The following is a 17,950-nucleotide window of genomic DNA, read 5'->3' as shown; positions in this document are numbered from 1 at the left end:
GGTGACGTGAACGCCCGGCCGGTCGGATGCCGGTCTCTCCGGACCGCGGCGTCTCGCGGGTGCGAAGATCCGTCAGACTGGGACGGTGACGACCGATGAGCCGCTCGTGTGCTCGGCCAAGGGCTGCCGTGCCGACGCACGCTGGGCCCTGCGCTGGAACAACCCGAAGATCCACGAACCGGACCGGCGCAAGGTCTGGCTCGCCTGCGACGAGCACCGCGAGCACCTGAGCGACTTCCTGTCCCGCCGGGGCTTCCTCCGCGACACCGTGCCCGTCGACGAGCTGGGCTGACCCCGGACCGGACGACCGGCGCCGGTGGGCGGACGGCACCGCGGCTCGCGTGTCGTGAGGCCGCGCGCCGGGGATAACCGGCGCTGGACAGGGCCGTCGAGGGTGTCGGGGGGCGCCGTGGCCGAGCGGCGGACACCGCGGACGGGCCGGCTCACGGCGGCCGTCGTCCTGCTGGCGCTCGGCTCCGGCGCGGTGGACGCCTTCAGCTTCGCCGGTCTCGGCGCGGTGTTCGCGAGCGTCATGACCGGAAACCTCGTCCTGCTCGGCGTCTCGGTCGTGCACGCGCGCCTCGACGCGGCCGTCGCGGCCGTGGCCGCCATCACGGCGTACGTCGCGGGAGTCCTCGCCGCCTCCCTCTGGCTCCGTGCGCGCCACATCGGGGACCGCCCCCGGGCCTCCTGCCGACGGGGCCGGGAGCTCACGCCGACCGGCTCGTACGGCCGGAACCGGCTCCGCCGCGCCCGTACGCGCGGGGCCGCCGGGGTCGCTCGCCGGTACGGACGCGGACGCCCGTCCGGCGACACCTACCTCGGCCGTGCCGCGCGACGGCGGCACGTGCCGTCCGCCGGGCCGTCCGGGCTCCGTACCGGGCGGCCGTCCACGCCGCGGCGGCCCGTGACGGCGGAGTGGCCGGCGCGGGTGCGCGCGGTGCTCACCGTGGTGCCCGTCGCGCAGGCGGCCGTGCTGGGCGGCTGGCTGGCGACCGGAGGGCGGCCCGGGCCGGTCGCGCAGAGCGGGATGCTCGCGCTCGCCGCGTTCGCCATGGGCGCGCAGAGCGCGGGCGTCAACACCCTGCCCCTCACCGGCGCCGCGACGACCTACCTCACCGGCACCCTCACCACGCTCACCACGGAACTCGCCACGAGCGGCGTGCCCGCGACCATGCGGCGGAGGTTCGCCGTGCTGGCCGCCGCCCTCGCGGGTGCCGGGCTCGACGCCGTTCTGCTCGTCTGGGCCCGGCCGGCCGCCCCGGCCCTGCCGCTCGCCCTCACGCTCACGGTCGTCCTCGTCCTCGCCCGCTGATCGACCGGTCACCGAGACGCCGGGGCCGCCGCCCCCAAGAGAGCGGCGGCCCATGCCGGGTGGCCCCTACGACCGCTGGTTCTCCAGGTCCTTCGGGAGGCGTTCGAGGAGGGACTTCAGGTCGTCCGCGTGCTCTTCCTCGTCGGCCAGCAGCTCCTCGAAGAGACGGCGTGTCGTGGGGTCGCCGTCGCCGATCCACTGGGCGATCTCGGTGTAGGAGGCGATCGCGATGCGCTCGGCGATCAGATCCTCCTTGATCATGTCGACGAGGTTCTCGCTCCCGTCGTACTGGGTGTGGGACCGCGCCGACAGCCGTGCGGGGTCGAAGTCCGGGGACCCGCCCAGCTGGGTGATCCGCTCGGCCAGCAGGTCGGCGTGCCGCTGCTCGTCGGCCGCGTGCTCGAGGAACTCGGCCGTCACCGGCTCGGAGTGGATGCCGCTCGCCGTGTAGTAGTGCCGCTTGTAGCGCAGCACGCAGACGATCTCGGTGGCCAGCGCCTCGTTGCACACCTCGATGACCCGCTGGAGGTCGGCACCGTACGCGTCGGTGACCGCGCCCTTCTCGATCTCATCCCTCGCCCGCTTGCGGAGCGTATCGATATCGGTCAGAAAGTCGGCCATGCCCGCCTCCGGATCGTGGTTCCTGTCTCAGCCCCTCTACCACGTCACCGCGCGATTACACCCGGCGCCCGAAGCTAGTCGGGATTGCCCGGCCAGCTCTCGGCCATCTCGGTGAGGCGGGCGGCGGCGTCGCGTACAGGAGTGCCGCGGCCGACGGCGAGGCCCATGAGGTAGGCGGTCAGCGGGGCGGCGGGTCGCGCGACGCCGTGGGCGACGTCGCGGGCCACGTCGAGGATCAGGTCGCGATGCATGTCGGCCGGGTCGAGCCCGAGCTCGGCGCACGCCGCTCGGATCCAATCGTCAAGCACGGTTCTCTCCGATCATCCGGGACGCCGTCGCGATGTCCGACGGTGTGTCGCAGTCATACCAAGGCGACTCTCCCTCGGGCGCCCGTACGAGACGGGGCGTCAGGGGATTCATCAGACCGCGCAGCGACGCCTCGCGGTAGCCGGCGAGGGCCTCGGCCAGGTCCGCGGTCCGCCAGACGCCGGCGAGCCACTGCGGCCGGCCGTCCGCGTCGACCAGCACCGCCCCGGTACGGCCGGCCGCCTCCCGCCGCAGCCCGGCCACGTGCGCGGGCCGCAGGAAGGGCAGGTCGGCGGCGAGGACGGCCGTCCACGGCGCCCGTACCCGCGTCAGCCCGGCGCGCAGCGCGGGGACCGGTCCGCCGCCCGGAGGATCCTCGCGGACGACGATCGCCTCCGGCAGCTCGGGACGGGCCGGGCCGACCAGGACGATCCGCTCCGCGGAGGCCACCGCCGCGCCGACCCACGCGACCAGCGGGCGTCCCCCGACCACCACGCCGGGTTTGTCGGCTCCGGAGAGCCGCCGCGCTCCCCCACCGGCGAGCACCACGGCGTCGAACGGCTCCGGCTCACTGATCGTCATGAGTGCTCTTGGCGTTCTCCCGCTCGTACGCGCTGAGGTTCTGCTCCAGTGACTTCATCAGTTCCCAGACCTGGCTGGGCGGGATGCGGACGCGGGCGACCACGCGCGCCGGCACGTGGAGGTAACGGGTGCCGCTGTCGGGGTCCTCGGCCACCTCGGAGGGGCGCACCTCGGTGGAGAAGTCGATCACGAAGGAGTCCTGTGTACGCCAGACGGAGGCGAAACTCGCGTGCGCTCCGACCTCATGATCCGGCGGGACCGTGATCTCGACCCGATGTTCGTGCGGCCGCTCGGTCACGGCACCTCCTTCATCGGCCCCGCGACCCAAGGTGCTGTGCTTACCAGTTCCCTGCGCTCGGTCACGAGATCCTTTCTACCCGCCGATGGCGGACATCGGACGTGCCGGCTGCAGGAAACTCGGATCATCGATGCCGTGGCCGGGCCGCTTCGCCGCCACCGCGGCGCGCCAGCGCGACTCCAGCTCTTCGTCGGAGGCGCCCGCGCGCATCGCGTCGCGCAGGTCGGACTCCTCGCGGGCGAACAGGCAGTTGCGGATCTGGCCGTCCGCGGTGAGGCGCACCCGGTCGCACGCCCCGCAGAACGGACGGGTCACCGAGCCGATGACGCCGACCGTCGCCGGGCCGCCGTCGATGAGGAACCGCTCGGCGGGCGCGCTGCCGCGGGCCTCGCCGGGCTCGGGCGTCAGGTCGAAGGCGGCCGAGAGGCGATCGAGGATCTCATCGGCCGTGATCATGCCCTCGCGCCGCCAGCCGTGCTGGGCGTCGAGGGGCATCTGCTCGATGAAGCGCAGCTCGTAGCCCTGTTCGAGGCAGAACCGCAGCAGCGGCACGGCGTCCGCGTCGTTGACCTCGCGCATGAGCACGGCGTTGACCTTGACCGGGCACAGGCCGGCTTGCGCGGCCGCGGCCATCCCGTCGAGCACGTCCGGCAGCCGGTCGCGGTGGGCGAGCCGTTTGAAGGTGTCGCGGTCGAGGGTGTCGAGGGAGACGTTGACGCGATGGAGCCCGGCCTCGGCGAGCGGAGCGGCCAGCCGGGTCAACCCGATGCCGTTGGTGGTCAGCGAGATCTCCGCGCCCAGGGCGGACGTCCGCGCGACGATGTCGACCAGGCCCCGCCGCAGGAGTGGTTCGCCGCCGGTGTAGCGGACCTCGGTGATGCCGAGCCGCTCCACGCCGATGCGGACGAGGCGGACCACCTCGTCGTCGGTGAGGAGCTCGGGCCTGGGCAGCCATTCGAGGCCCTCGGGGGGCATGCAGTAAGTGCAACGGAGATTACAGCGGTCGGTGAGCGAGACCCGCAGGTCGGTCGCGACCCGGCCGTAGCCGTCCACCAGCAAGGAATATTCCCCCTTGAATAGCCGCCGATTCCCCCAGCCTATGCCGTATCGGAACCGCGATCGCGGGTCTGGTGTTCCCCGGCCGGGACAACGATCATGGCGGACATGGAATGGGACTTCACCGGTGCACGCGAACGCATCACCGCCCGCGAGTGGCCCGCCGACTCCCCGCGGTGGGTGGCGCTCCTGGCGCACGGCTACGGGGAGCACATCGGGCGGTACGAGTATGTCGCGGACACGCTGCTGCGGCACGGCGCGGTGGTGTACGGGCCGGACCATCTCGGCCACGGCAAGTCGGACGGCGAGCGGGTCCTGGTCCACGACTTCGAGGAGGTCGTCGCCGACCTGCACACCGTCGAGGAACACGCGCGCGAGCGCCACCCCGGGCTGCCCGTCGTGCTGATCGGGCACTCGATGGGCGGCATGATCGCGGCTCGCTACGCCCAGCACCACCGCGACGGGCTGGCCGCCCTCGTCCTGTCCGGGCCGGTCCTGGGACCGTGGGGGCCGATCACGGCGCTGCGCGGCGTGGAGGAGATCCCCGACGACCCGATCGACACGGCGACGCTGTCCCGTGACCCTGCGGTCGGCGCGGCGTACGCCGCCGACCCGCTCGTGTGGCACGGCCCGTTCAAGCCCACGACGGTGACGGCGTTCGACCGCTGCCTGTCGGCGATCGCGGACGGCGGGCGGCTCGGTGCCCTGCCGACCCTGTGGGTGCACGGAGAGGCCGACGAGCTGGTCCCGCTGCGCGAGACGCGCATCGGCATCGAGCAGATCCGCGGCGAGGACCTGACCGAGATCCTCTACCCCGGCGCCCGGCACGAGGTCTTCAACGAGACGAACAAGGACGAGGTCCTGGCCGACGTCACCGCGTTCGCCACACGCCACGTCGGCGGTTGAACGACGGCGGCGCCCCGGGCGGGGCGCCGCCGGTCGGCCCTTGACGCAGACGCGGTGCGCGGTCTTTGTGATCAGTGTGAATTACGAGCTCCGGCCCGGCTCAGCCGGGCCGTCGATCACTTGGCATGTGCGGCGATGGTCCGTGCGCACTCCATCGCCTCCGCATGCGTGGTGTCCACCTCCAGGTCATAGGTCACGCCCCGGTGGACCAGTTCCGCCTGGGCCGCGGCCATCCCGATGGTCCGATCGCCTCGTGCGACCTCACGGCCTGCGGCCACCGCGGCGTCGCACCGGACGCCGACCCACAGCACCCGTAGGTCGCCCAGGGCTTTCTGCCATCGCTGCTGTGAGTACGCTCCGCCGAGGAAGACCTCATCGACGATGACCCGGGCGCCCGCACGGGCCATCGCGGCGACTCCCGCGATCCATGCCGCTTCCAGCGTTCGGAACTCCGGACCGACGACCACCCCTCCGTCCGGAGCGAACTCGATCCCGCCGTCCGACGCCCGCATGGACGCCGGCATCGCCGCGACCAGGGTGTCCGTGCCGAGGGCCAGCCATGGATCCGGCAGGACCGCCTGCAGACACCGAACGATCCCGGACTTCCCCGAGCTGGAACCGCCGTTGACAACGATCACCTGAGTCATGAGCTCTGCGTCCCGGGTCAACCCTTGACACAGACGAGCTGACGCAGGTGGGCCACGACCTCCACGAGGTCGGTCTGCGCCTCGATCACCGACTCGATGTCCTTGTACGCGCCGGGGATCTCGTCGATGACACCCGAGTCCTTGCGGCACTCGACGCCCCGCGTCTGCTCGATCAGGTCGTCGACCGTGAAGGACTTCTTGGCCCGGTTACGGCTCATCCTGCGGCCCGCGCCGTGCGACGCGGAGTTGAAGGCCTTCTCGTTGCCCAGACCGCGGACGATGTAGGTGCCCGTCGCCATCGAGCCCGGGATGATGCCGAGATCGCCCTCTCCCGCGCGGATCGCGCCCTTGCGGGTGACGAGCAGCTCGACACCGTCGTAGGTCTCCTCCGCCACGTAGTTGTGGTGGCAGGAGATGACGTCGTCCCAGCGGACCCGCTTGCCGGCGAAGTAGCGCGTGATGACGTTCTGGGTCAGCGCCATCATCACGGCGCGGTTGCGCCGCGCGTAGTCCTGCGCCCAGAACAGGTCCCGGCGGTACTCCTCCATCTTGCGCGTCCCGCTGAGGAACACCGCCAGGTCGCGGTCCGGCAGGTCCTGGTTGTGCGGCAGCCGCATCGCGGCCTCGATGTGGTGTTCGGCCAGCTCCTTGCCGATGTTGCGCGACCCCGAGTGGAGCACGGCCCACACCGCGCCCTCATCGTCCGCGCACACCTCCAGGAAGTGGTTGCCGGACCCGAGCGTGCCCAGCTGGGACGTCGCGCGGCCCCGGCGGGACCGGGCGACCGGCGCCAGCTCGTCGTAGGCCTGCCAGAACTCGTACCAGCCGCGTTCCTTCAGCCCCGGCACGGCCGAGGGGTCCACGGCCGTCCTGTGCGCGCCGCGCCCGACCGGCACGGCCTTCTCGATCTTGGCCCGCAGGCGGCTCAGGTCGTCGGGCAGGTCCTCGACGGTGAGGCTGGACTTGACCGCGGTCATTCCGCAGCCGATGTCCACCCCGACCGCCGCGGGGGCCACGGCGTCGCGCATCGCGATGACCGAGCCGACCGTCGCGCCCTTGCCGTAGTGCACGTCCGGCATGACCGCCACGCCGTGCACCCAGGGCAGGTTCGCGACGTTGCGGAGCTGGTCGAGCGCGCCCGGCTCGACCTCGGCGGGATCGGTCCAGATCCGGATCGGGACGTGACCGCCTCGCATCGTGTACGGCATCACCATCTCCTCTCCGAATTCCGCGGTGTGCCGTGACTATGACGCCGCAAAGTGATCATCCGTTTCAACCCATTTTCCCCCGCGGCGAGGCGGAGACGCCGGCCGCGACCGAGGTCAACGGGAGCGACGGCTCCGGGGCCGCAGGCGTACGCCGGGCAGCGCGGGCGCGGGGATGCGCTCACCGCCGTGCCCGGGAACCGTGCCGAACCGGTCGCCCTCCTCCCAGCCGGCGCGGGCCGCGGCGATCTCCTCGTGGCTGCGCCCGACGAAGTTCCACCACATCACCAGCTCGTCGGGGAACGGCTCGCCGCCGAGCAGGACGGCACGCGCCTCGGCGGCGGCCGACACGGTCACCTCGTCGCGTCCGGTACCGAGGTACAGCAGCGGCCCCGCGGCGAGCCGCGTGCCGGCGACCTCCAGCTCGCCGGACAGGACCAGCAGGGCGTGTTCGAAGTCGGGGCGCAGCGGCACGCTCGCGGCGGTCCCGGGGGCGAGTTCCAGGTCGGCGCCGGCCAGCGGGGTGTACACGGTGGCGGGCGAGACCGTACCGCCGAGCCCGCCGGCGAAGACGGTCGCCCGCAGGCCGCCGTCCTCGTACACGGGCAGTTCGGTGTGCTGCTCGAACCCGGCCTCGCCGGCCGCGCGGCCGGCGGGCAGCGCCAGCCAGAGCTGGAGGGCGTCCAGCAACGGCGCGTCCCCGACGGAGAACTCCGAGTGCGACACGCCGTGGCCCGCGGTCATGAGGTTCAGCTGCCCCGGCCGCAGGAGCACGTCGTTGCCCAGGCTGTCGCGATGCCGGATCTCGCCGCGCAGGGGCCAGGTGACCGTCTGCAGGCCGGTGTGCTGGTGGGGCAGCACCCGCATGTCGGTGCGCTGCGGGCCGAACCGGTCGAGGAAGCACCAGCCGCCGACGGTGGGCAGCGACCGGTGCGGCAGCAGCCGGTCCACCCGCATGCCGCGGACGCCGCCGAGCGGCACCTGCCGGGACTCATAAAGCTCCAGCACCGCGCCCTCACCGGCCGCCGGCGGCGCCTCGGTGATCGCCGGATGGGCGTCCACGTCTCGTGAGTCCTCCTTCGTCGGAGGAGCGATCCTCAGGCGCGTGTCTTCGATTCGCTCGCTCATGCGGCGCCGTCGGGCCGGCGGACGTGCTCCTCGTACTCAGGGTGCTTGCGCAGGTAGGCGGCGATGAACGGGCACAGCGGAACGATCGCACGGCCGCGGCGTACGGTGTCGTCGAGCGCGGCGGCGGCCAGGGCCTTGCCGACGCCCTTGCCCTCGAAGGCCGCCTCGACCTCGGTGTGGGTGAAGATCGTCCGGTCGGCCCGCTCGCGGTAGTAGGCGACCCCGGCGAGCGTGTCGCCGGACCACGCCTCATACCGCTTCTTCTCCTCGTCGTGCCGCACGTCGAGCGCCGTGAGCTCTTCGGCCATGTGGCTTCTCCCTTCGCCGCCCGGCCATCGTGTCAGAGGCCGCCGGAGGACCCACGCCCGCCCCGGAGCGTACGGCGGTCGCCGGTGCGGACGGTGAGCCCGCGGCGGTCCAGGTGCTCCAGCAGCGGCACGGCCACGCGGCGGCTGGTGTCGAGGGCCTTGCGCGCCTCGCTGACCGTGAACGGCTGCGGCAGCGACGCGAGCACGTCCGCCGCCCGGTCGTCGGCTCCCGCCAGCAGGACGACGCCCTCCGCGACGCGCAGCAGCGCGCCGGCCCGCACGGCCGCGCCCAGGGCACGCCCGGTGAGCCCGAGCTCGGCGAGCCGGCCGGCCTCCGGCGCGCGGAACGGGGCGCGCTCCAGGTCGGCGCGCAGCCGCCGTACGGCCTCGGCGACCGGGGCGGGCAGGCCCCCGGCGTCGCCGGCGTGCACCCGGCCGGACTCCAGGCGCAGCGGCGGTCCGGCGAGCGCGTCCACGAGCCGCCGGTCGGGCAGGTCCAGCAGGGCGCGAGCGGCCTCGACCGGCAGGCCGGGCGCCAGCGGGTCGGCCGCGGCGTGCCGCGCGACCTCTTCGGCGAGCCGGCGGCGCAGGGACGCCCAGTGCGCGGGATCGGCGAGCCAGTCGCCGGTCACCGGCTCACTCTCGGGCGTCACGCCCATCGCGACGAGCTCGGACCGGCGGATCAGGCCGTGTCTGCGCACCAGCTCCGCTGCGCCGGGCACGCCGGTGGCCAGTTCGCGGGCCCGGGCGGCCGCCGCTCCGCGCCGCCGCAGGACCGGCGGGCGCACGTCGAGGACGTCGGCTCCGGTGACCCGGCGGGCACCGGGGTCACGCAGCAGCAGCCGGTCGCCGATGTGCAGCGGAAGGGGCCGGGCGAGGGTGAGACGCGCCGCGTCGTCGCCGAGCGGGCGCAGGCGTACGGGCACGGCGGCCGAGCCGATGTGCAGGACCGGCTCGCGCGGCAGTCGGGCGGCGTCCTTCACCCGGACGTCGAGAAGGTCCGTGACGGTCCACTCGCCGGCGTGCAGCGCCATGCCGCGGAAGACCTCGTCGCGCTCGACGCCCCGCAGGTTGATCGCGATCCGGGCGACGGCGGAGACCTCGGCGGCGTTCTCCTTGAGCGTCTGCAGACCGCGCACGCGGACCGGGCGGCCGTCGAGGAGCAGTTCGCCTCCGGAGCGTACGGTGCCGGCGGGCAGGGTGCCGGTGACGACCGTGCCGCTGCCCTTGATGGTGAACGCGCGGTCGACCCAGACGCGCACGGGGGCGCCGGGGTCGGGGGCGGGCAGACGGGTGATGAGGCGGCCGAGCGCGGCGCGCAGGTCCGGCAGCCCATGGCCGGTGGCGCCGCTGACGGTGACCGCCTCCACGTCGCCCAGGGAGGTGCGGGCGATCTCGGCACGCGCCTGGGCGAGGGCCTTGGCCGGGTCGGCGCGGTCGGAGCGGGTGACGACGAGCAGCCCGTGGCGGACCCGCAGCGCGTCGATGGCGGCCAGGTGCTCGGCGGACTGCGGCATCCAGCCCTCGTCCGCCGCCACGACGATCATGACGGCCGGGACCGGGCCGACCCCGGCCAGCATGTTCGTGACGAACCGCTCGTGCCCGGGCACGTCCACGAACGCCAGCCGCTCCCCCCGTTCCAGGGCCGTCCAGGCGAATCCCAGGTCGATCGTCATGCCGCGGCGGCGCTCCTCGGCCCAGCGGTCGGGCTCCATCCCGGTGAGCAGCCGGACGAGGGTCGACTTGCCGTGGTCGACGTGGCCGGCGGTCGCGACGACGTGCACTAGCGCTCCCCGAGCGCGGCGCGTACGCGGGCGGCGAGGTCGGCGGGATCCAGCTCGGCCGGAACCGCACGCAGGTCCAGCAGCACGCGGCCGTCCTCGACCCGGCCCACGATTCCGGCGCGGCGCAGCGGCACGGCGCAGGCCTCCGGCAGGCTGACGGCCGCGCTCGGCAGCTCGACGCCGGGCGCGCCGCCGCCCCCGACCCGGGCGGCCGAGTCGACGACCCGCGCGTCGTGGCCGCCCAGCTCCTTGGCGAGCAGCGCCGCACGCTCGCGGACGGTGACCGGGTCGGCGTGCAGGGCTCGTACGGCCGGGGGTTCCGGTCCGCGTAGCGAGGCCTCCAGCGCGGCGAGGGTGAGCTTGTCGACGCGCAGCGCCCGCGCGAGGGGATGCCTCCGCAGGCGTTCGACCAGCTCCGACCGGCCGAGCAGCAGCCCGGCCTGCGGGCCGCCGAGGAGCTTGTCCCCGCTGGCGGTGACCAGGTCGGCGCCGTCGGCGAGCACCGTCGCGGCGTCGGGCTCGGCGGGCAGCAGCGGCTCGGGCGCGAGCAGGCCGGAGCCGATGTCGGCCACGACGGGCACGCCGAGGCCGGTCAGGCTCCGCACCGGCGCCTCCGCGGTGAACCCCTCGATCCGGAAGTTGGAGGGGTGCACCTTGAGCACGAAGCCGGTGTCCGGGCCGACCGCCTCGGCGTAGTCGGCGGCGGTCGTGCGGTTGGTGGTGCCCACCTCGCGCAGCCGCGCGCCGGTCGAGGCCAGCAGCTCGGGCAGCCGGAAACCGTCGCCGATCTCCACCATCTCGCCGCGGCTGATGACGATCTCCCGGTCCCGGGCCAGAGCGGTGGCGGCGAGCACGAGCGCGGCGGCGTTGTTGTTCACCACGTGCACCGCCTCCGCCGCCGGGCACGCGGCGGCGAGGGCGGCGAGCGCGCCGCGCCCGCGCCGGCCGCGCCCACCGGTCTCCAGGTCGAACTCCACGTCGGTGCAGCCGGCGGCCTCGGCCAGCGCCGCGCACGCGGCCTCCGACAGGGGCGCGCGGCCCAGGTTGGTGTGCAGCAGCACGCCGGTGGCGTTGATCACGGGCCGCAGGCTCGCGGCCGTCGCCGGCAGCGACGCCACCGCGGCGTCGGCGACGTCCTCGGCGGGGATCGCGCCGGCGCGGGCGCGTTCCTGCGCCCCGGCGACGGCCGCCTTGACGATGCGCCGCCCCAGCCGGCCGGCCGCCTCGACGAGGCGCGGATCGGCGAGCACGGCATCGGTACGCGGCACGCGGCGTCGGGTGTCCATGCGTGAAATCTATGACCGCGGACGGGCGCGCGCCACGCTCGGCGACGCCGCTGGGAGGATCGGCGGCGTGACAATGCTGCTGAACCGCACCGACCTGGAAGGGCTCCTGGACCCGGAGGCGTGCCTGGAGGCGCTGCGCGCGGGGTTCCTGCCTCTGTCTCCCGCCGTGCGCCCGCTCCGGGTCCGCACCGACCTGCCCGGTCCGGGGACCGCCACCGCGCTCATCCCCGGACTGGTCGACGGAGTGCCCGCGTACACGGTGAAGGTGAACGCCAAGTTCCCGTCCGCCGGCCCGGCCCTGCGGGGCGTCGTCTGCCTGCACGACCTGGCGACCGGGGAGCTTCTGGCGCTGCTGGACTCGGCCACCGTCACCGCGTACCGCACCGGCCTGGCGGCGGCCCTGGGCACACACGCGCTGGCCCCTACCGGCGCGGGCACGGTCGCGGTCGTCGGCGCGGGCGCCCAGGCGGACCTGGTGGTCCGCGGGCTGCGCCGCCTGCGCCCGGTACGCGAGCTGCTCGTCACCGACCGCGATCCGGCACGCGCGGAGGCGTTCGCCGTCCGGCACGGCGGAAGGCCGGTGCCGCCGCCGGAGATCTCGGCGGCGGAGATCGTCGTCACCGCCACCTGGGCGCGGGAGCCGGTCCTTCGCGCCGGCGACGTCGCGCCCGGTGCGCACGTGACGTCACTCGGCGCGGACGAACCGGGCAAGGCCGAGCTCGCCGCGGACCTGCTGCGGGCGAGCCGGGTGTTCGTCGACGACGTCGCGCTGTCGCTGGAGATGGGCGCGCTGGGCAACGCCGGGTTGGGAGCCGAGGACGCCGCGGGCACGCTGAGCGAGGTGCTGGACGGTAAGGCCGGCCGCACGGGCGAGGCGGAGGTGACCGTTTACGCACCGGTCGGCCTGCCGTGGCAGGACTTGGCGCTGAGCTGGCTCGCCTTCCGCACCGCGCGGGCCGGGACGCGCTTCGACTTCCTCGCCTGATCCTCGGTCTCGCACCCGGAAAGAAGGACTTTCCGTCGACACGGACCGCACGGGTACGGATACTGAGGGTGACGGCTCGTCCCTCGCGGCGAGACGGGGGAACCGGACGACGGGCGTGGCCGTGGCGTCATTCGCATGCCGCCCGAGACGCGATGCCGTGCCGGCGGCCGGACCCCTCGCTCGCGGTGAGACGCCAGGCGGATCGTCGAACCCGACCGAACCGGCAGACAAGGAACGCGATCGGATGACCGAAACCCTCCCAGAGGTCGTGGCACCGCACACCCTCCACGCCACGGCCGCCCATCGCACCGACGGCGACGTCACCCTGTACGGCCTCCAGCTGTCCTGGACCGTCGGCGACAACGACGGGGCGGACTGGCCGCCGCCGGCCGACTGGAACGACGGCGACGCGCCCTATCCGCACTACTACGAGGTCTGGCTCAACGACGGGCAGATCCGGCAGACCGCCGTTCTGTACTGGCCGTCGTGGGCACCGGGCTGGCAGCTGGCGCGCACCCACTGGGTCTGCCTGGGGGCCCATCCCTATCCGCAGTACCGGGTCAAGGTCCGCGCCAAACTCTCCGACGGTTCGTGGAGCGCGTTCACCGACGAGGTCACCGTCGCCGTCCGCCCCGGCGACAGCCGCCGGTACGTCGACCCGATCCGCGGGCCGCGGGCCGCCGCGCCGCCGCGCCGGAACACCCGGCACGGAAGCGCCGGCTCCCCTCCCAGCCGTGCCGTACGGGCGATCCGCGACAACGATCCCGCCGAGATCTGCGAACGCGCACGGCAGCTGAACACCGGCCGCACCTGGCAGGAGGTCGTCCCGCCGGCGGAGGCGATGAAGGCCGATCCCCCCTGGAACGGCTCCTACCTCGAATACCGCAAGTTCTTCCGCGGCGGTGACCTCGCCTCCGCCGCCAACCCCGCCTTCGCCGGGCTCGACCTGGTCGGCGACTGGCCCACCGCCACGCTGGCGTCCTCGTCCGGCGAGTACGCCTTCTCGTACGCCTACACCGCCCACCACATCGGCGAGACCTGGACTCACCAGTGGTTCGTCACCAGGGACGACTGGGACCCCAGCACTCCGTTGACCTGGGAGGACCTCGAGCCGACCCCGTTCATGACCGAGATTCACGGCGATCCCGGCGTCACCCGCCACACCACCGAAGCGCTGCCGCCCAAGGTCGGCCGGCACGTCATCGTCGGCATCTGGGGCGGCCACGGCGGGCCGATCGACGACAACGGCAGGATGACCGGCGAGTTCTTCGTCTCCTGCTGCGACGTCGAGTTCACCGACGGCCCGCCCGCCTGACGATCGCCGCCCGGCCAGGCGTCAGCGGCGAGTGATCGCCAACGCCGGCCGCCCGCCAAGGGCCGGGAGGCGCGGGACACGCGTTCCGCGCCTCCCGGCCCGTGGAGATGTCTTGACGAAGTGGCGCACGCGATCGCCATAGTGGAGTCCCCTTTTGGCGGAGGTGCGACATGGGCCCCTACACGGCCGCGTACGAACGCAGTCTCGGCGATCCGGCACGGTTCTGGGCGGAGGCCGCCCGTGACATCCGCTGGCGCACTCCTCCCGAGCGGGTGCTGGACGACGGCGCCGCGCCGTTCTACCGGTGGTTCGCCGGAGGGGAGCTCAACACCTGCGACAACGCCGTCGACCGGCACGTCGAGCAGGGCCGCGCCGACCAGCCTGCGCTCATCTACGACAGCCCGGTCACCGGCACGCGGCAGACCTACACCTATCGGGAGCTGCGGGATGAGACGGCGCGGTTCGCCGGGGTGCTCCGCGGTCTCGGCGTCGAACGCGGCGACCGGGTCGTCCTCTACCTGCCGATGATCCCGCAGGCGGTGATCGCGATGCTGGGCTGCGCGCGCATCGGCGCGGTGCACTCGGTGGTGTTCGGCGGCTTCGCGCCCCGCGAACTGGCCGTCCGCATCGACGACGCCCGGCCCAAGGTCGTGGTGTCCGCGTCCTGCGGCATCGAGGGCAACCGGGTGATCGAGTACAAGCCGATGCTGGACGAGGCACTCGAACTCGCCGACCACAAGGTCGGCGACTGCGTGATCGTACGGCGTCCGCAGGCGCCGGCGCCGCTCGTCGACGGCCGCGACGTCGACTGGGACCAGGCGATGGCGGAGGCGAGCCCGGCCGACTGCGTACCGGTCGCCGCCACCGACCCGCTCTACATCCTCTACACCTCCGGCACGACCGGCCGGCCCAAGGGCGTCGTCCGTGACAACGGCGGGCACGCAGTCGCGCTGCGGTGGACGATGCCGAACGTCTACGGCGTCTCGGCCGGCGACGTGTTCTGGGCCGCCTCGGACGTCGGCTGGGTGGTCGGGCACTCCTACATCGTCTACGCGCCCCTGCTCGCGGGCTGTACGACGGTGCTGTACGAGGGCAAGCCGGTCGGCACGCCGGACGCCGGGGCGTTCTGGCGGGTGGCCGCCGAGCACCGGGTGAACGCCCTGTTCGCCGCGCCCACCGCGATCCGGGCCGTCAAGAAAGAGGACCCGGAGGGCCGTCTCCTCGCCGGGCACGACCTGTCGGCGCTGCGCACCCTGTTCCTCGCGGGAGAACGCCTCGACCCGGGCACGTACGACTGGGCCACGCGCATCCTCGACCGCCCGGTGATCGACCACTGGTGGCAGACCGAGACCGGGTGGCCGGTCGCGGCGAACCTGCGGGGCCTGGAGCCGATGCCCGTCAAGCCCGGCTCGCCGACCGTCGCCGTACCCGGCTTCGACGTGCGGGTGCTGCTGCCCGACGGGTCGATCGCCCCGCCCGGCGCCGAGGGCGAGATCGCGATCCGGCTGCCGCTGCCGCCCGGGACGCTGCTCACGCTGTGGAACGACGACGAGCGGTACATCGAGTCCTACCTGTCCCGGTTCCCGGGCCACTATCTGACCGGCGACGGCGGCTCGATCGACGAGGACGGCTACATCTGGGTGATGGGCCGCACCGACGACGTCATCAACGTGGCCGGGCACCGGCTGTCGACCGGAGCGATGGAGGAGGTGCTGTGCGCCCACCCGTCGGTGGCCGAGGCCGCGGTGGTCGGGGTACGGGACGCGTTGAAAGGGCAGGTGCCGCGCGGCTTCGTCGTCGTGAAGAGCGGCACGGACGTGGACGAGCCACGGCTGCGCGACGAACTCGTGCGCGCGGTACGTGAGCAGATCGGCCCGGTCGCGGCCTTCAAGGAGGTCTCGGTGGTGCCGGCCCTGCCGAAGACGCGGTCGGGCAAGATCCTCCGTGGGACGATGCGCGGCATCGCGGACGGCGACGACGTTCCGGTGCCGTCCACCATCGAGGACGCCACGGTGCTGGATCGCCTGCGCCCCATCCTCCGGCCGCCCACCGCGCACGAGACACGCTGATCCACCGTCACCCCCCGGCCGGAAACGCCGGATGACCCCGGTGCCCGGGGGGGCGGCGGCCGCTGTCACGAGCCGGGCGCTAGGTTCTCCTGGGCCACAGCGTGGTCACGAGCAGAACGCCGATCACGGCGACGATGATCTGGAAGATCGTCTCCCAGAAGTTGAAGCCGTGCGTCCTCAGGTTGAGCAGGTGGGCGATCCACGTGCCGATGAAGGCGGCGACGATGCCGACCGCGATGGTCAGCCATATCGGCATGTTCTGCCGCCCGGGCACCAGCAACCGCGCGATCGCGCCGATAATCGCACCGAAGATGATCGCGGTGATGATCCCGCCAATCGTCATGGCGACTCCCCCGTGTTCGCGAGAACAACCTCCGATGAACACACCGGTAACAGACGCATACCCGACAAGACGGGCATCGATACCAGCACTGAGCGCCCAGGAAAACTCGCCGCACACAGGACGACAAGCTCAGCGCGAGGAACGATTCCCGGCGATCACGCAGCCGCAGAACGCCCTCGCGGTAGCCGTGGCCGGACACGGACCTCCGGCCTTGCCCGGGTTCCCGCCCCGCCCACTTCTGGAGGATCCCTCCAGCACCCGCCGCGAATACTCTTTCCAAGCGGTCTCGTAGAACGGCCTCGGCCGGCCGAAAACGCCTTCTCGCCGGTCAACCTGCGACATCCCCAAGCTCGACGGCCGGGTGAGGCCGAAATATCGGCCCACTTCCCCATTCGGTGGGAGCCGGGAAAGTGGGCCTTGAAGCGGATGCGGCCGATAAGGCGAATCCGCGTACTATATCCTAGTTAGACGAAGACTCTACCGACTCGTCCAACAACGAAACCGGCGCGACTTCTACACACTGCTGATTAGCCATACTGCGAGAGCTTTTCTTCCAGTCCATTTCCGCAAAGCGCACTTCTTGTCCCATTATCAGGCCACCTCCCCCCTCTTCATGATGTCCACATCCGGGCTATCCTGGATATCTTCTCCATGGACTCCGCTGGCCCGAGCGCCTCTGCACTGAGTCGTTCGAAACTAAGCCTATACCGGTAGGTTTCGGTTGCCTCTTCTAGATATGAGCACCCGTTGAGGTGTTCGATATACACGACGTCATGAAACTTGATCCCGCCCACCAACGGGAATTGCAGAAGCGTGAAGGACCCCGTCGCGATCGGATGAGGTCCATCAAGTGGAAGAACTTGGATACTCAAATTAGGGAGAACGGAGAGCTCTTCGAGGTGCTGGAGTTGCTCGGCCATCACGGCGGCGTCGCCGTAACGCCTGAGCAGCAGGGCCTCGTCCAGCACGACCGACAGCTGGAGGGGCGTCTCACGGGTGAGCACCCTCTGCCGGGCCAGGCGGGCCTCCACGCGTGCGTCGACCCGGCTCGGCGGGATCACCTCGGTCGAGTGCGAGCGTTGCTCGACCGCCTGGGCGTACGCTTCGGTCTGCAACAGACCGGGCACGACCTGTGTCTCCCACTGCCAGATCTTCTCGGCCTCGATCTCAAGGCCGATATAGGAGGCGTACTGCTCCGGCAGCGCGTCGGAGAACGCCTCCCACCAACCGCGGCGTACGGCGTCACGGGCGAGCTGGAGCAGTTGCTCGCGGTACGAGCCCTCGACGCCGTACAGGTCCAGCAACCGGCGGACGTCGGCGAAACGCGGAGCCTGGCGCGCATTTTCCAGGCGGCTGACCTTGGAGGCGGACCATCCCAGCCGCTCGGCGACGTCGTCACCGGTGAGATTGCCGGTCTCCCGCAAACGCCTCAGCTCAGCCGCGAGCCGACGATTACGGACAGTGGCACTTCCGGGCCGGGGCACCCTGAATCCTCTCCCACCCGGGCCGATGGCGTGTTCCCGTCAGCCGAAATCTACAAATCTGCCGCAACTGTTATAGAGGCAGGAAGTAACGGAGTCAAGAAACCACCGCTACACCTTTTAGTGAAACTTGCGAACGAGACGACCTTAGCGGACAACACACCAAACAGCCAAGCGCCCAATCCGCTATCGGACACCTTGCGAAGATTGTGGAGCGATAGAGGTTCACACCAGAGATTCGTGTGACTTTCCTTCCCTGTGAGAACCATCGTGACACCTGAGGCGTGGGCGCACGAATGCCGCAGGGGGCGAGCG

General features: G+C 72.3%; 20 protein-coding genes. 6 read left to right on the top strand and 14 right to left on the bottom strand.

The window, feature by feature from the left end; all coding sequences use genetic code 11:
* The first annotated feature begins 85 nt into the window (after positions 1–85).
* Both ABEA10_RS45120 and ABEA10_RS45115 read left to right on the top strand, forming a co-directional pair.
* Positions 86–292, top strand: a complete 207-nt coding sequence (locus ABEA10_RS45120; protein ID WP_345474864.1) for a hypothetical protein — start codon at positions 86–88, stop codon at positions 290–292.
* 117 nt (positions 293–409) lie between these two features.
* The gene (locus ABEA10_RS45115) at positions 410–1,315 is read left to right on the top strand and encodes a DUF1275 family protein (protein ID WP_345474863.1); all 906 of its coding nucleotides are present in this window, start codon (positions 410–412) and stop codon (positions 1,313–1,315) included.
* Between the two features lie 66 nt (positions 1,316–1,381).
* Here ABEA10_RS45115 and ABEA10_RS45110 read toward each other — a convergent pair whose 3' ends face one another.
* From ABEA10_RS45110 to moaA, 5 genes are all read right to left on the bottom strand, one after another.
* On the bottom strand, positions 1,382–1,936 hold the full coding sequence (locus tag ABEA10_RS45110; protein ID WP_345474862.1) for a ferritin-like domain-containing protein: 555 nt from the start codon (positions 1,934–1,936) through the stop codon (positions 1,382–1,384).
* Between the two features lie 74 nt (positions 1,937–2,010).
* A complete protein-coding gene (locus ABEA10_RS45105) occupies positions 2,011–2,244 on the bottom strand; it encodes a DUF6457 domain-containing protein (protein WP_329234523.1) in 234 nt (77 codons plus the stop codon).
* Positions 2,237–2,824, bottom strand: coding sequence for a molybdenum cofactor guanylyltransferase (gene mobA, locus ABEA10_RS45100; RefSeq protein ID WP_345474861.1), 588 nt, complete (start codon positions 2,822–2,824; stop codon positions 2,237–2,239). Before mobA ends, ABEA10_RS45105 begins: the two co-directional genes overlap by 8 nt.
* The gene (locus ABEA10_RS45095; RefSeq protein ID WP_345474860.1) at positions 2,811–3,122 is read right to left on the bottom strand and encodes a DUF3467 domain-containing protein; all 312 of its coding nucleotides are present in this window, start codon (positions 3,120–3,122) and stop codon (positions 2,811–2,813) included. Before ABEA10_RS45095 ends, mobA begins: the two co-directional genes overlap by 14 nt.
* Before the next feature lie 75 nt (positions 3,123–3,197).
* Entirely contained in the window at positions 3,198–4,181 is a 984-nt protein-coding gene (gene moaA / locus ABEA10_RS45090) for a GTP 3',8-cyclase MoaA (RefSeq protein WP_345474859.1), read from the bottom strand.
* A 93-nt stretch (positions 4,182–4,274) separates the two neighbouring features.
* Here moaA and ABEA10_RS45085 point away from each other — a divergent pair, with 93 nt between their 5' ends.
* Complete coding sequence (locus ABEA10_RS45085) at positions 4,275–5,084, top strand: alpha/beta hydrolase (RefSeq protein WP_425551044.1); 810 nt, start codon at positions 4,275–4,277, stop codon at positions 5,082–5,084.
* Between the two features lie 116 nt (positions 5,085–5,200).
* Here the strand turns inward: ABEA10_RS45085 and cpt are convergent, their stop codons facing one another.
* The 6 genes from cpt to selA form a co-directional block, all read right to left on the bottom strand.
* Positions 5,201–5,731, bottom strand: coding sequence for a chloramphenicol phosphotransferase CPT (cpt, locus tag ABEA10_RS45080; RefSeq protein ID WP_345474857.1), 531 nt, complete (start codon positions 5,729–5,731; stop codon positions 5,201–5,203).
* A 17-nt stretch (positions 5,732–5,748) separates the two neighbouring features.
* The gene (locus ABEA10_RS45075; protein ID WP_345474856.1) at positions 5,749–6,939 is read right to left on the bottom strand and encodes an RtcB family protein; all 1,191 of its coding nucleotides are present in this window, start codon (positions 6,937–6,939) and stop codon (positions 5,749–5,751) included.
* Positions 6,940–7,053: 114 nt separating this feature from the next.
* Positions 7,054–7,998, bottom strand: a complete 945-nt coding sequence (locus ABEA10_RS45070) for a pirin family protein (protein WP_345474855.1) — start codon at positions 7,996–7,998, stop codon at positions 7,054–7,056.
* A gap of 62 nt (positions 7,999–8,060) precedes the next feature.
* Positions 8,061–8,372: a GNAT family N-acetyltransferase gene (locus ABEA10_RS45065; protein ID WP_345474854.1), complete on the bottom strand. Its 312-nt coding sequence runs from the start codon at positions 8,370–8,372 to the stop codon at positions 8,061–8,063.
* Positions 8,373–8,404: 32 nt separating this feature from the next.
* Complete coding sequence (gene selB, locus ABEA10_RS45060; RefSeq protein WP_345474853.1) at positions 8,405–10,156, bottom strand: selenocysteine-specific translation elongation factor; 1,752 nt, start codon at positions 10,154–10,156, stop codon at positions 8,405–8,407.
* Entirely contained in the window at positions 10,156–11,442 is a 1,287-nt protein-coding gene (selA, locus tag ABEA10_RS45055) for an L-seryl-tRNA(Sec) selenium transferase (protein WP_345474852.1), read from the bottom strand. Before selA ends, selB begins: the two co-directional genes overlap by 1 nt.
* Here selA and ABEA10_RS45050 point away from each other — a divergent pair.
* The 3 genes from ABEA10_RS45050 (at position 11,441) to ABEA10_RS45040 (ending at position 15,811) form a co-directional block, all read left to right on the top strand.
* Positions 11,441–12,427 (top strand): ornithine cyclodeaminase family protein, encoded by a 987-nt coding sequence (locus ABEA10_RS45050; RefSeq protein WP_345474851.1) that lies wholly within the window; start codon positions 11,441–11,443, stop codon positions 12,425–12,427. The two genes, selA and ABEA10_RS45050, sit on opposite strands and share 2 nt — an antisense overlap.
* Before the next feature lie 244 nt (positions 12,428–12,671).
* Positions 12,672–13,742, top strand: a complete 1,071-nt coding sequence (locus tag ABEA10_RS45045; RefSeq protein ID WP_345474850.1) for a lytic polysaccharide monooxygenase auxiliary activity family 9 protein — start codon at positions 12,672–12,674, stop codon at positions 13,740–13,742.
* 170 nt (positions 13,743–13,912) lie between these two features.
* Entirely contained in the window at positions 13,913–15,811 is a 1,899-nt protein-coding gene (locus ABEA10_RS45040; protein ID WP_345474849.1) for a propionyl-CoA synthetase, read from the top strand.
* 79 nt (positions 15,812–15,890) lie between these two features.
* Here ABEA10_RS45040 and ABEA10_RS45035 read toward each other — a convergent pair whose 3' ends face one another.
* The 3 genes from ABEA10_RS45035 to ABEA10_RS45030 form a co-directional block, all read right to left on the bottom strand.
* A complete protein-coding gene (locus ABEA10_RS45035; RefSeq protein ID WP_345474848.1) occupies positions 15,891–16,154 on the bottom strand; it encodes a GlsB/YeaQ/YmgE family stress response membrane protein in 264 nt (87 codons plus the stop codon).
* A 460-nt stretch (positions 16,155–16,614) separates the two neighbouring features.
* Positions 16,615–16,716 carry a DUF397 domain-containing protein gene (locus ABEA10_RS51460; protein WP_425551043.1) on the bottom strand — a complete coding sequence of 34 codons (102 nt, stop codon included), beginning with the start codon at positions 16,714–16,716 and terminating at the stop codon, positions 16,615–16,617.
* A gap of 49 nt (positions 16,717–16,765) precedes the next feature.
* Complete coding sequence (locus ABEA10_RS45030; protein ID WP_345474847.1) at positions 16,766–17,638, bottom strand: helix-turn-helix domain-containing protein; 873 nt, start codon at positions 17,636–17,638, stop codon at positions 16,766–16,768.
* Between the last annotated feature and the right edge of the window lie 312 nt (positions 17,639–17,950).

Source organism: Actinoallomurus oryzae (genome assembly GCF_039541955.1).
In the GTDB taxonomy this organism is placed as follows: domain Bacteria; phylum Actinomycetota; class Actinomycetes; order Streptosporangiales; family Streptosporangiaceae; genus Actinoallomurus; species Actinoallomurus oryzae.
The sequence above is the reverse complement of the archived record's forward strand: the minus strand, read 5'-3'. Positions and strand labels throughout refer to the sequence as shown.

Coding starts and splice junctions, on each gene's coding strand:
- ABEA10_RS45110 (WP_345474862.1), bottom strand. CDS start 1,936: ATGGCCGACTTTCTGACCGATATCGATACGCTCCGCAAGCGGGCGAGG.
- mobA (WP_345474861.1), bottom strand. CDS start 2,824: ATGACGATCAGTGAGCCGGAGCCGTTCGACGCCGTGGTGCTCGCCGGT.
- cpt (WP_345474857.1), bottom strand. CDS start 5,731: ATGACTCAGGTGATCGTTGTCAACGGCGGTTCCAGCTCGGGGAAGTCC.
- ABEA10_RS45075 (WP_345474856.1), bottom strand. CDS start 6,939: ATGCCGTACACGATGCGAGGCGGTCACGTCCCGATCCGGATCTGGACC.
- ABEA10_RS45065 (WP_345474854.1), bottom strand. CDS start 8,372: ATGGCCGAAGAGCTCACGGCGCTCGACGTGCGGCACGACGAGGAGAAG.
- ABEA10_RS45050 (WP_345474851.1), top strand. CDS start 11,441: ATGCGTGAAATCTATGACCGCGGACGGGCGCGCGCCACGCTCGGCGAC.
- selA (WP_345474852.1), bottom strand. CDS start 11,442: ATGGACACCCGACGCCGCGTGCCGCGTACCGATGCCGTGCTCGCCGAT.
- ABEA10_RS45045 (WP_345474850.1), top strand. CDS start 12,672: ATGACCGAAACCCTCCCAGAGGTCGTGGCACCGCACACCCTCCACGCC.
- ABEA10_RS45040 (WP_345474849.1), top strand. CDS start 13,913: ATGGGCCCCTACACGGCCGCGTACGAACGCAGTCTCGGCGATCCGGCA.
- ABEA10_RS45035 (WP_345474848.1), bottom strand. CDS start 16,154: ATGACGATTGGCGGGATCATCACCGCGATCATCTTCGGTGCGATTATC.
- ABEA10_RS51460 (WP_425551043.1), bottom strand. CDS start 16,716: ATGGACTGGAAGAAAAGCTCTCGCAGTATGGCTAATCAGCAGTGTGTA.